The sequence below is a fragment of the Actinomadura sp. J1-007 genome (assembly GCF_009793335.1).
Classification (GTDB): domain Bacteria; phylum Actinomycetota; class Actinomycetes; order Streptosporangiales; family Streptosporangiaceae; genus Spirillospora; species Spirillospora yumaensis.
Window position 1 is genome coordinate 6037124 of record NZ_WING01000001.1, and the last position, 15008, is coordinate 6052131.

At 67.0% G+C, this 15008-nt stretch carries 8 protein-coding genes and 2 rRNA genes; 4 read left to right on the forward strand and 6 right to left on the reverse strand.

The features are described 5' to 3' along the window. Positions 1–16: 16 nt before the first annotated feature. The 4 genes from GEV43_RS27450 to GEV43_RS27465 form a co-directional block, all read right to left on the reverse strand. The gene (locus GEV43_RS27450) at positions 17–1114 is read right to left on the reverse strand and encodes a Vms1/Ankzf1 family peptidyl-tRNA hydrolase (protein ID WP_160823168.1); all 1098 of its coding nucleotides are present in this window, start codon (positions 1112–1114) and stop codon (positions 17–19) included. Positions 1115–1170: 56 nt separating this feature from the next. Continuing rightward, positions 1171–1716 carry a DUF1360 domain-containing protein gene (locus tag GEV43_RS27455; RefSeq protein WP_160823169.1) on the reverse strand — a complete coding sequence of 182 codons (546 nt, stop codon included), beginning with the start codon at positions 1714–1716 and terminating at the stop codon, positions 1171–1173. Next, entirely contained in the window at positions 1713–2084 is a 372-nt protein-coding gene (locus GEV43_RS27460) for a VOC family protein (protein WP_160823170.1), read from the reverse strand. The genes GEV43_RS27455 and GEV43_RS27460 overlap by 4 nt, the downstream gene beginning before the upstream one ends. Positions 2085–2151: 67 nt before the next feature. Further along, positions 2152–2409 carry a Rho termination factor N-terminal domain-containing protein gene (locus GEV43_RS27465; RefSeq protein WP_160823171.1) on the reverse strand — a complete coding sequence of 86 codons (258 nt, stop codon included), beginning with the start codon at positions 2407–2409 and terminating at the stop codon, positions 2152–2154. A gap of 130 nt (positions 2410–2539) precedes the next feature. Between GEV43_RS27465 and GEV43_RS27470 the strand changes: the two genes are divergently transcribed. After that, a complete protein-coding gene (locus GEV43_RS27470; protein ID WP_160823172.1) occupies positions 2540–6130 on the forward strand; it encodes a BTAD domain-containing putative transcriptional regulator in 3591 nt (1196 codons plus the stop codon). 63 nt (positions 6131–6193) lie between these two features. Here the strand turns inward: GEV43_RS27470 and GEV43_RS27475 are convergent, their stop codons facing one another. Then, the gene (locus GEV43_RS27475) at positions 6194–7021 is read right to left on the reverse strand and encodes an ABC transporter permease (RefSeq protein WP_206681305.1); all 828 of its coding nucleotides are present in this window, start codon (positions 7019–7021) and stop codon (positions 6194–6196) included. After that, positions 7018–7998, reverse strand: coding sequence for an ATP-binding cassette domain-containing protein (locus GEV43_RS27480; RefSeq protein ID WP_160823173.1), 981 nt, complete (start codon positions 7996–7998; stop codon positions 7018–7020). The genes GEV43_RS27475 and GEV43_RS27480 overlap by 4 nt, the downstream gene beginning before the upstream one ends. A 224-nt stretch (positions 7999–8222) precedes the next feature. Here GEV43_RS27480 and GEV43_RS27485 point away from each other — a divergent pair, with 224 nt between their 5' ends. The 3 genes from GEV43_RS27485 (at position 8223) to GEV43_RS53320 (ending at position 14927) form a co-directional block, all read left to right on the forward strand. Beyond that, positions 8223–8945, forward strand: coding sequence for a DUF6882 domain-containing protein (locus tag GEV43_RS27485; RefSeq protein WP_160823174.1), 723 nt, complete (start codon positions 8223–8225; stop codon positions 8943–8945). 797 nt (positions 8946–9742) lie between these two features. Next, positions 9743–11262: ribosomal RNA gene (locus GEV43_RS27490) — 16S ribosomal RNA — on the forward strand. A gap of 552 nt (positions 11263–11814) precedes the next feature. Then, positions 11815–14927, forward strand: a 23S ribosomal RNA gene (locus GEV43_RS53320). The 16S and 23S rRNA genes sit together here, the layout of an rRNA operon. Positions 14928–15008: the final 81 nt, after the last annotated feature.

Consider the following 15008-nt stretch of genomic DNA (forward strand, 5'->3'; position numbering starts at 1 on the left):
GGGCGCGCCGCGCGGGTCAGTCCGTGTAGCGCAGGACGGCTCCGACACCCAGGGACGCGTTCGGGCCGTCGGCGGGGAGGACGACCAGGTCGCCGTCGGTGGCGGCGACGGCTCGTACGAGCGCGGCGTCGGCGCGTTCCTCGACGGGGTCGGTGACGCCGAGGTCCCGGAGCTCCTCCGGGGTGGCGGCGACGTCGCCCGGATTCGGGCCGATCCACAGGCGCGCGGGGGAGTCGGGGTCCTCGTCCAGGAGCAGGCTCTCGACCTGGCCGCGCCGGACCGCCTCGACGGTGGCGGGAAGGCCCGCCACCGCGCGCTGGCCGTTCGCCAGTTCGCGGTCGAAGCGCTCGGCGACGGCCATGACGTGCTCGGTCCGCTTCAGGTCCAGGACGCGGGACAGCTCCTCGTCCAGGCCGGGATCGGACACGGAGATGTTGCGGTCGGACTCGACGGTGTGCTCCAGGACGCCCTCGGAGATCTCCTCGAGAACGGCGCTGCGGGCGCGGACGTCCCCGGCGATGACGACGGCCTCGGCGCCGCAGCGGCGGGCCGCCTTGTCGATCTCGCGGCCGACCTTCTTGGCGTTCGCCTTCCACACGTTCTCCGCCGAACGCTGGAAGCGCGACTGGTTCCAGTCGCCCGCCTTGACCTTCCGGACCGGGTAGTCCTCGTCGCCCTCGACCTGGATCCGGCGGTGCGCCCCGGTCGCGCTCACGCAGTCGATCTCGCCGCCGCGGCGATCCACGACGGCGACCAGGTGCGGGACCCGGTCGCCCCGTTCGGCCAGGTACGGCAGGACGTGGGGCAGCGGCCCCACGCGGGCGAACGGTGCGCGCGGCGGACCCGGGAGCCGTTCGGCGCTCACGACCTCGCCGCCCCGCGCGAACACGACCAGGCCCTCGGAGCGGCGGTCGGCCAGTTCCCCGTCCACGGTCCGCTCGATCGCGCGGAGCGTCTCGCTCGGGGCGCCCTGCGCCTCCAGGTCCGCGCGGAGGGCCCGCCAGCGGAGCACGGCGGCCTTCGACGCGTCCTCGGTCGTACGGGTCAGATCGGCGTACACGGAGGCGTACGGACCCGGCTGCTGGTACAGCGGCTTGAGGAATGACAGATCCATGTGACGGCCCTACCCGTTCCGTCTGGGTCAAACGTCAAGCGTGTGACGGATGTGGCCTAACCCTCCGCCGCCTGCTGGAGCCGGGCGTACGCGAGCTGGAGCCAGTCCGACCCCGCCACCGCGGTCATCGTGGCCCCCGCCAGCCGCGTCGCGTCCGGGGCGAACACCAGGCCCGCCGCGTACGCCGTGGCGACCCACTGGGCCGTGCAGAACGGGCAGGTGATCAGCTCCCCGACGGCGTGCCGCAGGCCCTGGCCGCGCACCTCCTCCGACAGCTCGGCGGGGCCCGCGGTGCCCGAGTAGCGGGTGAACGGGGCGCGCAGCGGGCTCGTCACGGCGTCCTTGGAGATCAGCCGTGACAGCTTGTGCGTGGTGACCGTCATCAGGGCGAGATCCGCGGGGCCGATCGGCCTCGGCGCTCTGCCCTTCCGGCGGGAGGCCAGCGGCCCGCCCGCGCCCGCGCGGCGGCGGGCCAGCAGCGCCACGGCGGCCGTGGTCGCGCCGTACACCGCCAGGGTGCCCAGGTACGAGCCGAGCGGCCGGTCCTGCCCGCCGGTGTACTTCTCCTTCTGCCTCCGCGCGCTGTCGACGACCGCGGTCATGTGGAACTCCCTTTCTCGTGGTGGCGGGGATCGACGATCAGGCAGAACTCGTTGCCCTCCGGATCGGCGAGCACCGTGGTCGGCCAGCCCCCGTCCACCAACGGGCCCCGCACGACGGACGCCCCGAGCGCGGTGACCCGCGCCAGTTCGGCGTCCATGTCGGCGACCCGCAGGTCGGGATGCATCCGGTTCTTGCCGGACTTCGGCTCGGGTACGCGCTGGAGCAGGATTTGAGGGTTCACCCCTTGCGGATCGGTCAACGCCACGTAAGGCGCCTCCAACGGTCCGCGCTCGTAACCCAGCGCCTCCGCCCAGAAATCGGCCAGGCTGTCGGGATCGGCGCAATCGAGAACGAAAACGAGTCGCATGGCGGCGCCCTACCCCGCGACGCCCGATGAACGCATCCCGCGTTCGCGCAACGGCGCGCGAGGGCGGTCAGTGGTTGCGCAGGGCCTTGACGAGCTGCTGCTTCGTCATCTTGGAACGGCCCTCGATACCGATCTCCCGGGCGCGTTTCATCAGGTCGTCCTTCTTCCAGTCGTCATAGGACGGGCTCTTGCCGCCCTTATGGCCGACCTGCTTCTTGCCCTGACCCGCTGAGGCGTTCGCGATCCTGGCGGCCTTCTCCTTGCTCTGGCCCTTGTCGCGGAGCTTCTGGTACTGCTTCTCGTTCTTGATCTGAGCTCTGGGCATCTCAATCCCCCTTTGCTGTTGCCAGAACCCCTACCCACGTGGAGAACGCGACACATCGTCCGGCAGACCGGGCCGTGTACGATCCCGGCGCTTGCCGCGTCGGGGACAATGACTGGCGGAAGGGGGAATCGTGCGCATCGGCATCCTGGGCCCGCTCGACCTGCGGGACGCGACGGGGCGGCCCGTCGAAGTCAGCGGCCGGCGCCTGCGCGCCCTCCTGATCAGGCTCGCGGTAGACGCGGGCCGCTCCGTGTCCGCCGAACGGCTCCTCGACGACCTCTGGGACGGCGCTCCGCCGGGAGGCAACGCGCTCCAGGCCCTCGTCTCCCGCCTGCGCGCGGTGGCGGGCCGCGATCTGGTCACGTTCGGCCCCGGCGGGTACCGGCTCGCGATCGATCCGGGCGATGTGGACGCGGTCGCGTTCGAACGGCACGTCGCCGAGGCCCACGCGCTCGAAGAACCGGCCCGCCGCGCCGCCGGGCTGTGCGACGCCCTCGCGCTGTGGCGCGGTCCGGCGCTCGCCGACGTCGCCGACGCGGATTTCGCGGCGGCTTCCATCGCCCGCCTCGAAGAGTTGCGGATCGCCGCGACGGAGGACCGGGTCGACGCCGACCTCGCCGCCGGCGGGCCGTTGCCGGAGACCGCCGAACTGGAGGCCCTGGCCGCCGCGCATCCGCTGCGCGAACGGATCCGCGGCCAGCTCATGCGGACGCTGTACGCGAGCGGACGCCAGGCGGAGGCCCTCCAGGTGTACGACGAGACGCGCCGGATCCTCGCCGACCGTTTGGGCGTGGACCCCTCACCCGAACTGGCGGCCGTTCACCTCGCCATCCTCCGCCGCGACCCTGACCTGGACGCGATCGCCTCCGGAACGCCGCGCGAACCGTCCGGCGCGCCCAGCGTTTCGCCCGCTGCGTCTCGGACGGACGACGCGTCGGGAGCACCCGCCAACGGAACGCTTCCGCCGTTGCGCACCCATCCGGCCCCAACGCCCCGCTCGCCTGTCTCAACCAAGGGTTCGCCGTCCGCGCCCGACGGGGCCTCTGGCACAACCTCCGGAACGGCGCCTTCCACCTGGCCGAACGGCCTTTCCGACAATCGTTCCAGCAGGAACGCACCGTCCACGGCGCACGGCGCGGCCCTCTCTCCGCCCGCGGCCACGATCGCGCCCTGGACCGAACGGCAACCGCGAACCAACCTGCCCGCACAGCTCACCAGCTTCGTCGGGCGGGAGGAGGAATCCGAACGGGTCAGCGAGCTTCTCCGGGAAACACGGCTCGTCACACTCACCGGGCCCGGCGGCGCGGGCAAGACACGGCTCGCGGGAGAGATCACCGCACGGCTGGTGAACGAGCAGCCCGACGGCGTCTGGTTCGTTCCGCTGGCGCCCGTCAGCGATCCGGGGGACATCGCCCAGGCCGTTCTCGCCGCACTCGGCGTCACCGAAACGACGCTGCGTCCGGACGGCACCCGTCCCGCGGTCGCCCCGCTCGACCGCCTCACCGACTTCCTCGTGGCCAAACGGCTGATCCTCGTCCTCGACAACTGCGAGCACCTGATCGACGCGGTCGCCGGGATCGCCGACCAGATCCTCGGCCTCGCGCCGGGCGTCCGCATCCTGACGACCAGCCGGGAGCCCCTCGGCATCACCGGCGAGTCGCTGTGCCCCGTCCCGTCCCTCCCGTTGCCCCCAGAGGACGCGGACGCCGCCGCGAGACTCCGCCGAGAACCGATTTCCCACCGGAAGGCGCACGAAAGGCCGGATTCCACCGAACCCGTCTGGCACGGCGACGGAGAAGACGCACTGTCGTACGCCTCCGTACGGCTTTTCGCCGATCGTGCCGCAGCCGTACGTCCCGGATTCACGGTCAACAGCGAAACCGCGCCGTACATCATCGCCATCTGCCGCGCCCTCGACGGGATCCCGTTGGCGATCGAGCTCGCAGCGGCCCGGCTGCGCTCCCTGACGGTGGCGCAGGTCGCCGACCGCCTCGGCGACCGGTTCAGGCTGCTGACCGGGGGAAGCCGCGCTGCGCTGCCGCGCCACCGCACGCTCCGCGCCGTCGTCGACTGGAGCTGGGAACTGCTCGACGACGTCGAACGCGTCGTGCTGCGCCGCCTGTCGGTGTTCGCGGGCGGCGCCACCCCCGAGAGCGCCGCCGCCGTCTGCGGGATCGAGGGGCCCGGGGCGCCCGACCCGCACGACGTGCTCGACGTCGTCGCCGTCCTCATCGACAAGTCGCTGGTCGAGGCGTCCGGCGACCCCGAGGTGCGGTACCGGCTGCTGGAGACCGTCCGGGTGTACGCGGCCGAACGGCTCGCCGAGGCGGGCGAGGCCGAGCGCGTCCGCGCCGCGCACGCCCGGTTCTTCCTCGCCCTCGCCGAACGCGCCGAACCCGAGCTGCGCCGCGGCGACCAGCTCGTCTGGGCCGACCGCCTCGCCGCGGAGCGCGACAACTGCAACGCCGCGTTCCGCTACGTCCTCGACACCGGCGACGTCGAGGTCGGCCTGCGCATGATCGCGGCGCTCGCGTGGTTCTGGCTGATCCGCGACCAGGAGATCGAGGCGGGCGGCTGGGCGCAGGCCGTCGCCGAGATCGCCGCGGACGCCCCGCCGCCGGGTCTGGAGGAGGAGTACGCGGTCTGCGTCTTCAGCGCCCAGTTCGTCGGCCAGATGCTGTCCGAACCGGGCCCGACGCCGGAACTGATGCGCGAGACGGTCGACCGCTGCCTGGCGCTGGTCCGGGACGAGCCGCGCCACCCGATCCTCGTGATGGCCCCGATCGCCGGCAGGCTCATCGCCGGCGACATCGACGGCATGAAAAAGGCCCTGACCACCGTGGAGAAGCATCCCGACCCGTGGGTGCGGGCCGTGGTCCGACTCATCCGCGGCTTCCTGGCGGTGAACGAGGGCCAGATCGAACTGGCCGCCGTCGAAAGCTCCGCCGCCTACGAAGCCTTCCAGGCACTCGGTGACCGCTGGGGCATGATGGCCGGTCTCAGCGGCCTGATGGACATCGCCCTGAAGCGAGGCAAGGCATCCGAGGCCGTACGGCTCGGCGAGGAGGCGCTCCAGTACGCGCTCCAAGGCGTCAACCCCGAGCAGTGCGCCGTGATGCGCATCCACCTCGCCGAGGCCCGCGCCGCCATCGGCGACATCGAGGGCGCGCGCCGCGACGTCGCCGACGGAACGGCCGACGCCGAACGCATCGGGGAGTACGCCGACGCCGCGGGCGGACTCATGCTGATGAGCGAGCTCGCCCGCGACGAGGGCGACCTCGCGGGGGCCCGCCCGCCCCTGGAGAAGGCGCTCGCGTACGTGGAGCCGCGGCGGCACCGCGCCGACTTCAGCAGGGCAGCCGCGATCGTCTACAGCAAGCTGGGCTGCCTGGCCGAACAGGAGGGCGACCTGGAGGAAGCGGCCCGGATGCACAGCGAAGCCATGTCCGGCCTTGCAGGGAGCCTCCTCGTCGGCAACCAGAACCTCGCGGCGGTCGTCGAGGGCCTGGCCGCCCTCGCGTGCGCGCGGGGAGACCACGAACGCGCCGCCGAACTGCTGGGCACCGCGCACAACCTGCACGGCTACAGCGACATCCGCAGCTTCGACGTACGGCGCGTCACACGGGCCGTGACCGAGGTCCTGGGTGAGGAACGCTTCGCCGCAGCCTACGAACGCGGAAAAGCCATCACGCACGAGGAAGCCCTCGCCCTCACCCCATGAACACGACTTCTACGCGGCACGCACCCGTACAGGTGCGTGCCGCGCAGGTGCCGTGCCGAGCCGCTATGCGCGGCGGGAGTACATCCGCATCGCCAGAGGGAACGTGACCAGAACGATGCCGGCCGCCCAGGCGAGCGTGTACCAGACATGGTTTCCGACCGGCCCGCCCACGGTGAGCGCTCGAACGGCCTCCGCGAGATGGCTCACCGGGTTCACCTTCGCCCACGCCTCCAGCCATCCGGGCATGGTCGACGTGTTCGGCATGAGGATGCTGCTGCCGAACGTCAGCGGCATCACCCACAGGAACGCCAGCCCCTGCACCGTCTCCGGGGACGGCGCGACAAGGCCGACCAGCACGGAGACCCAGCACACCGCCAGGTAGAACACGTACGCCAGCGCGAACGCGCCCAGCACCGACAGCGGGTCGGTGTGAAACCGGAACCCGAGGATCGACCCGAAGCCCACGAGAACCACCATCACGATGATGAACCGGACCGTGTCGCCCAGCACCGACCCGATGAGCGGTGCGGAGCGCGCGATCGGAAGGCTGCGGAACCGGTCGAACACCCCGCGATGGATGTCTTCGTTCAAGGCGGTGCCAAGGCCCATCGTCGCGAACATCGCCATCTGCGCGACGAGCCCCGGAAGCAACTGCTGAAGGTACGAATGCGTGCTCCCCGCCACCGCCCCGCCGAACACGTACAGGAACAGCAGCAGGAATACGATCGGCATCAGCGTCGTGTCCAGCAGCTTCTCCGGCGAGTGCCTCAACTGCGCGACGTTGCGCCACGCCAGCGTCAGCCCGTGCCGCATCGTGCGCTGCGGACTGATCCGCCCCGGCGGCTCGCGCCGGACGCCGGCGACGGCCGGCTTCGTCATCGTGGTCGTCATGCCAGGCTCCCCTCGGCCACCAGGTTCTCGGAACGGGTCTCTTCGGCGAGATGGCCCGTCAGGGTCAGGAACACCTCGTCCAGGCTCGGCATGCGCAGCGCCAGCTCGGCGGCCTCGATGCCCGCGTCGTCCAGCCGCCGGACCAGCGCCGACAGCATCGCCGCGTCGCTCACCGGAACCGTCACCAGCCCCGTCGGCTCCTGCACCTCCGGCCGCTCGCCGGCCAGCTCGCCGACGATCGCCGCGAGCTGGCCCGCCCGCGCCGCGTCCGCCGCGCGAACGGCCAGCGTCTGCCGCCCGATCTGCGCCTTCAGGTCGTCGGACGTGCCCTCCGCGATCACCCGGCCGTGGTCGAACACCGCGATCCGGTCCGCGAGCGCGTCCGCCTCCTCCAGGTACTGCGTGGTCAGCAGCACCGTCGCGCCGTCCGCGACCACCTCGCGCACCGTCTCCCACACCTCGTTGCGGGCGCGCGGGTCGAGCCCCGTCGTCGGCTCGTCCAGGAAGATCACCTCGGGCCGGTTGATCAGGCTCGCCGCCAGGTCCAGCCGGCGCCGCATCCCGCCCGAGTACGTCTTCACCGCGCGCCCGCCCGCGTCCGTCAGCCGGAACCGCTCCAGCAGCTCCACCGCGCGCGACCGCGCCTCGGCCCGGCCGAAGTCCAGCAGCCGCGCGATCATCCGCAGGTTCTCCGAACCCGTCAGCTCCTCGTCCACCGAGGCGTACTGCCCGGTCAGCCCGATCATCGCGCGCACGCGCACCGCGTCCTTGCGGACGTCGTAGCCGCACACCTCGGCGCGCCCCGCATCCGGCTTCAGCAGCGTGGCCAGCACCCGCACCGCGGTGGTCTTCCCGGCGCCGTTCGGCCCGAGCACCCCGAGGACCGTGCCGCGCCGCGCCGCGATGTCCACACCGTCCAGGGCCTTGGTATCCCCGAACCTCTTCTGTAGGCCCTCGGCCTGGATCACATAGCTCATCGGTCGCCTTCCAGCGCTCCCCGTCGTCTCTTCCGGTCTTCTCGTTCACGCACCGGCAGGGATCGCATGGGACACCCGCCGCCGACACCACGTTGGGCCACCGCGCTGACGGCACGCTTACGGCAGGCTGGGGAACGGAACGCCGCGCTGACACGGCGCTGACACGGGCCGCTTCCCCCGAACCGGACGACACCGGAGAGCACGGCTCGTTAGTGTCCGTCCCCATGTCGACACCCCTGGAGACCGGAACGTTCAGCGCGGAGTTCGAGGCGTTCGCCGGGCTCGGCTCCGCAGCGGCCATCCACCAGCAGGACGCGTTCAACGACTTCCTCGGCCGGGAGGAACGCCACTTCGACCTCAACGCCCGCACCCTCGCAGGCGGCGGAATCACCCTCGGCGGCGTCACGAGCCTCGGATCGTTCTCCCACCTGAGCCAGACCTGGCTCTGGGCATGGGACAACCCCAACCTCGGCTGGGACCACCCGGCCGTCGCGCCGACCCGCGCCGTCCACGACTTCGGGAAGCGCCGCGGCATCCCCGAGCTGACCACCGGCCACCTCGACTTCTCGGCCTTCCCCAACCCCCAGCAGGCCGCCACCACCATGGCGATCGCCGCCGGAACCGTTCTCGGCGGCCACGGCGTCTGGTCCTGCCGCATCAACGAGGGCAAGGGATCGGCCTACGTTCACGTGGACGACCCGCAGCTCCCCGTCGCCGAGTTCGACCGTTTCGCCACGCCGCGCCTCCTGACGACCGCCGCCCAGGTGTTCCCCGCGCACCCGCGCCGCGTCGCCCAGGGATACTTCGAGCGCTTCCGCATCCCGTACAAGGAGACCGACAGGACCGTCGTCGGAACGACCTCCGACGGAGTGGTGATCGAGGTCTCATTCGACCGCGAGGGCCGCCTCGACCGTGTCTCGACCGAACTGGAACCGAGCGATGCCTGACCCGCGACGGCCGTCCCCGCGCACCCCTCCCGCCCGTCCTTCGCCCCGTTCGACGACCGACGAGATCACGAATTGATCGCGAACGAGAAGCCATCGCCGGCCTCCCGACCACGCCCCTCCAACCTCCGGACCGCCGCCCGCGCACTCACCGCGATCCAGGTGTACGGGACCTGACCAGGCGGTACACGGCAGACGTCCACAAGGTGAGCGATCCGATTTGACGACCTGTCCGGGAGTACCTAATGTTCTGCATGCCCCAAGGGGATGCGGGACGCCGACAGGCGGACGGCCCCAGGGGAAGCCACCGAGAAGAAAACGGGTCGAAGCTCGCTTCGAGCCGATGTACTCTGGAGTGGCAAGCCCAGACGGGATGCAGGACGCCGCAAGGTGGCCGGCCCGAGGGACTCCACCGAACGGACCATCGCAGGCGGTCTCAGCCGCCTGAGGTGACGCACGGCGGACTGGGCATCGGACCTCAAGATCCACTCTAGCGAGTGGGTTGACAGGAGCGAAGATCCTGGTAAGTTAGAAGGGTTGCCCCGGAGCAAGGCTCGCGTAAGTGGGTCTGGCGCGGTGGGTGTCCGTTTCTTGAGAACTCAACAGCGTGTTAAAAGCCAGTGCCTTTATCGGCTCGACCTTAGGGTCGGGTCGCCCCGTGGCCGCCGGTTGTTTGTCGGCTGGTGGTCGGGGATTTCTTTGAGGCAATACGGCCCTGAACGTTGGTTCGGGGTTGTTTGCTGGGATTGTTTCCTGAGGTTTGGCGGGTCCGGGTTCGCCCCTGGGCTTGTCGTTGTGCCTTGATGGAGAGTTTGATCCTGGCTCAGGACGAACGCTGGCGGCGTGCTTAACACATGCAAGTCGAGCGGAAAGGCCCCTTCGGGGGTACTCGAGCGGCGAACGGGTGAGTAACACGTGAGCAACCTGCCCCTGACTCTGGGATAAGCCCGGGAAACTGGGTCTAATACCGGATACAACCATTGGTCGCATGGCCGGGTGGTGGAAAGTTTTTCGGTTGGGGATGGGCTCGCGGCCTATCAGCTTGTTGGTGGGGTGATGGCCTACCAAGGCGACGACGGGTAACCGGCCTGAGAGGGCGACCGGTCACACTGGGACTGAGACACGGCCCAGACTCCTACGGGAGGCAGCAGTGGGGAATATTGCGCAATGGGCGGAAGCCTGACGCAGCGACGCCGCGTGGGGGATGACGGCCTTCGGGTTGTAAACCTCTTTCAGCACCGACGAAGCGGAAGTGACGGTAGGTGCAGAAGAAGCGCCGGCTAACTACGTGCCAGCAGCCGCGGTAATACGTAGGGCGCAAGCGTTGTCCGGAATTATTGGGCGTAAAGAGCTCGTAGGCGGTTTGTCGCGTCTGTCGTGAAAGCCCACAGCTTAACTGTGGGTCTGCGGTGGATACGGGCAGACTAGAGGCAGGTAGGGGAGAATGGAATTCCCGGTGTAGCGGTGAAATGCGCAGATATCGGGAGGAACACCGGTGGCGAAGGCGGTTCTCTGGGCCTGTACTGACGCTGAGGAGCGAAAGCGTGGGGAGCGAACAGGATTAGATACCCTGGTAGTCCACGCCGTAAACGTTGGGCGCTAGGTGTGGGGTTCTTCCACGGATTCCGCGCCGTAGCTAACGCATTAAGCGCCCCGCCTGGGGAGTACGGCCGCAAGGCTAAAACTCAAAGGAATTGACGGGGGCCCGCACAAGCGGCGGAGCATGTTGCTTAATTCGACGCAACGCGAAGAACCTTACCAAGGCTTGACATCGCCGGAAAACCCGCAGAGATGCGGGGTCCTTTTGGGCCGGTGACAGGTGGTGCATGGCTGTCGTCAGCTCGTGTCGTGAGATGTTGGGTTAAGTCCCGCAACGAGCGCAACCCTCGTTCCATGTTGCCAGCACTTCGGGTGGGGACTCATGGGAGACCGCCGGGGTCAACTCGGAGGAAGGTGGGGATGACGTCAAGTCATCATGCCCCTTATGTCTTGGGCTGCAAACATGCTACAATGGCCGGTACAGAGGGCTGCGATACCGTGAGGTGGAGCGAATCCCTTAAAGCCGGTCTCAGTTCGGATCGAAGTCTGCAACTCGACTTCGTGAAGTCGGAGTCGCTAGTAATCGCAGATCAGCAACGCTGCGGTGAATACGTTCCCGGGCCTTGTACACACCGCCCGTCACGTCACGAAAGTCGGCAACACCCGAAGCCCGTGGCCCAACCGCCTTGTGCGGGGGGAGCGGTCGAAGGTGGGGCCGGCGATTGGGACGAAGTCGTAACAAGGTAGCCGTACCGGAAGGTGCGGCTGGATCACCTCCTTTCTAAGGAGCACCAACTGGCCACAACCATCCCGCTCACTGCGGGGGATGTGGTCGGTGGCCGCCGTTGACAGCGCGTGTCTGTCAGGCGGCTGCTCATAGATGTGGAGCACTGGCTATTCACCTCCGGTGGCCGTCACGGCCCCGCCAGTACTATCGGTCGCCTTCCGGGGCGGCGGGTGTGGACCGCGGGCGCGTGTGGCCGGCGCCGGGGTGGGCACGCTGTTGGGTCCTGAGGAAACGGGCCCTTCAGCCCCCTTGAACACACAGGTCGTTCGTCGGTCGTGTGGGTGGAGGGGGTTGGGGTGTTTCTTCTGGTACTACGGGACCAGACTCCGCATGCTTTTCAGGTGTGCGGGTTTGGTGGACTCGTTTGTTGTTTGAGAACTGCACAGTGGACGCGAGCATCTCTGGCGAGACTCGGCTCTGATCGTTTCTTGCGGGTGGTCGTCCCTTTTCCTTCCCTGGGGTTTTCTTCTTGGGGTGGTGGGGGCGGGTGTCGGCGGGGGCGGGTGGGGTTGTGTCTTGTCTGCGATTTGTTTGATCGTTTTGTGTGTTCAAGTTTTTAAGGGCATACGGTGGATGCCTTGGCATCAGGAGCCGATGAAGGACGTGGGAGCCTGCGATATGCCTCGGGGAGTCGGCAACCAGACTGTGATCCGGGGATTTCCGAATGGGGAAACCTGGCACCCGTCATGGGGTGTCGCCGCCGTCTGAATGTATAGGGCGGTTGGTGGGAACGCGGGGAAGTGAAACATCTCAGTACCCGCAGGAAGAGAAAACAATTGTGATTCCGTGAGTAGTGGTGAGCGAAAGCGGAGGAGCCTAAACCGTGCGCGTGTGATACCTGGTAGGGGTTGCGTGTGCGGGGTTGTGGGAGCATCCGGTCAGGTCTACCAGTCTGGCGGGGAGTTATAAAACAATGTGATAGTTGAACGGTTTGGGATGGCCGACCGTAGACGGTGAGAGTCCGGTAAGCGAAATCATGTTGTCTCCTGGGTGTTGTCCCGAGTAGCACGGGGCCCGTGAAATCCCGTGTGAATCTGCCACGACCACGTGGTAAGGCTGAATACTTCCTGATGACCGATAGCGGACCAGTACCGTGAGGGAAAGGTGAAAAGTGCCCCGGTGAGGGGTCGTGAAATAGTACCTGAAACCGTGTGCCTACAAGCCGTCAGAGCGTCCTCAGCACTCCTTTCGGGGAGTGTTGTTCGTGATGGCGTGCCTTTTGAAGAATGAGCCTGCGAGTTATGGTGTGTGGCGAGGTTAACCGGTGGCGGGTAGCCGTAGCGAAAGCGAGTCTGAATAGGGCGTTGTGAGTCGCATGCTGTAGACCCGAAGCGGGGTGATCTAGCCATGGGCAGGGTGAAGCGCCGGTAAGACGGTGTGGAGGCCCGAACCCACCAGGGTTGAAAACCTGGGGGATGACCTGTGGTTAGGGGTGAAAGGCCAATCAAACTCCGTGATAGCTGGTTCTCCCCGAAATGCATTTAGGTGCAGCGTCGTGTGTTTCTTGCCGGAGGTAGAGCTACTGGATGGCTGATGGGCCCTACAAGGTTACTGACGTCAGCCAAACTCCGAATGCCGGTAAGTGAGAGCGCGGCAGTGAGACTGCGGGGGATAAGCTTCGTAGTCGAGAGGGAAACAGCCCAGATCATCGGCTAAGGCCCCTAAGCGTGTGCTAAGTGGGAAAGGATGTGGAGTTGCCGTGACAACCAGGAGGTTGGCTTAGAAGCAGCCATCCTTGAAAGAGTGCGTAATAGCTCACTGGTCAAGTGATTCCGCGCCGACAATGTAGCGGGGCTCAAGCACACCGCCGAAGCCGTGGCACTCCAGCTGATGCTGGGGTGGGTAGGGGAGCGTCCTGCGTCCGGTGAAGCCGTCGAGTGATCGTGCGGTGGAGGGTGTGGGAGTGAGAATGCAGGCATGAGTAGCGAATCACGCGTGAGAAACGTGTGCGCCGGATGACCAAGGGTTCCTGGGGCAGGCTAATCCGCCCAGGGTAAGTCGGGACCTAAGGCGAGGCCGACAGGCGTAGTCGATGGACAACGGGTTGATATTCCCGTACCCGCTGGTATGCGCCAACGCTGAACCCTCTGATGCTAAGACCCTGAATCCCGCCTGGTTCCTTCGGGGACCGGGATGGGCCTAGCGGTCGACCCGAGGGGGTAGTAGGTGAGTGATGGGGTGACGCAGGAGGGTAGCTCAGCCCAGGCGGTGGTTGTCCTGGGGTAAGCAGGTAGCCCGTGCCGTAGGTAAATCCGCGGCACACACAGGGTGAGATGTGATGCCGAGCCGTTTTAGGTGAAGTGAGTGATCCCATGCTGCCGAGAAAAGCCTCTAGCGAGTGTACCGGCGGCCCGTACCCCAAACCGACTCAGGTGGTCAGGTAGAGAATACCAAGGCGATCGGGTGAACTGTGGTTAAGGAACTCGGCAAATTGCCCCCGTAACTTTGGGAGAAGGGGGACCAGGCCCGGTGATGGAGCATGCCTCCGGAGCTGGGTGTGGTCGCAGAGGCCAGGGGGAAGCGACTGTTTACTAAAAACACAGGTCCGTGCGAAGTCGTAAGACGCTGTATACGGACTGACGCCTGCCCGGTGCCGGAACGTTAAGAGGACCGGTTAGAAGACGCGAGTTTTCGAGGCTGAGAATCTAAGCGCCGGTAAACGGCGGTGGTAACTATAACCATCCTAAGGTAGCGAAATTCCTTGTCGGGTAAGTTCCGACCTGCACGAATGGCGTAACGACTTCCCCGCTGTCTCAACCACAGGCCCGGCGAAATTGCAGTACGAGTAAAGATGCTCGTTTCGCGCAGCAGGACGGAAAGACCCCGGGACCTTCACTACAGCTTGGCATTGGCGCTTGGAGCGTCTTGTGTAGGATAGGTGGGAGACTGTGAAGCCCAGACGCCAGTCTGGGTGGAGTCGTTGGTGAAATACCACTCTGGTCGTTTTGAGCGTCTAACCCGCACCCGTGGATCCGGGTGGGGGACAGTGCCTGGTGGGTAGTTTAACTGGGGCGGTTGCCTCCTAAAGAGTAACGGAGGCGCCCAAAGGTTCCCTCAGCCTGGTTGGCAATCAGGTGGTGAGTGCAAGGGCACAAGGGGGCTTGACTGTGAGACAGACATGTCGAGCAGGTGCGAAAGCAGGGCCTAGTGATCCGGCACCTACGTGTGGAAGTGGTGTCGCTCAACGGCTAAAAGGTACCCCGGGGATAACAGGCTGATCTTCCCCAAGAGTCCATATCGACGGGATGGTTTGGCACCTCGATGTCGGCTCGTCGCATCCTGGGGCTGGAGTAGGTCCCAAGGGTTGGGCTGTTCGCCCATTAAAGCGGCACGCGAGCTGGGTTTAGAACGTCGCGAGACAGTTCGGTCCCTATCCGCTGCGCGCGTAGGAGAATTGAGAGGGTCTGTCCCTAGTACGAGAGGACCGGGACGGACGAACCTCTGGTGTGCCAGTTGTCCCGCCAGGGGCACGGCTGGTTGGCTACGTTCGGTCGGGATAACCGCTGAAAGCATCTAAGCGGGAAGCCTTCCTCGAGATGAGTTCTCCCACCCCTAGTGGGTGTAAGGCCCCCAACAGACCATTGGGTTGATAGGCCGGACATGGAAGCACGGTAACGTGTGGAGTTGACCGGTACTAATAGGCCGAGTGGCTTGAACACACACAACGTTCAAACCAATCGACAGACCGCGGCGACCCGATTCGGGTGGCCGGTGCCTGGTGTGCTCGCGTCCCTGTGCGG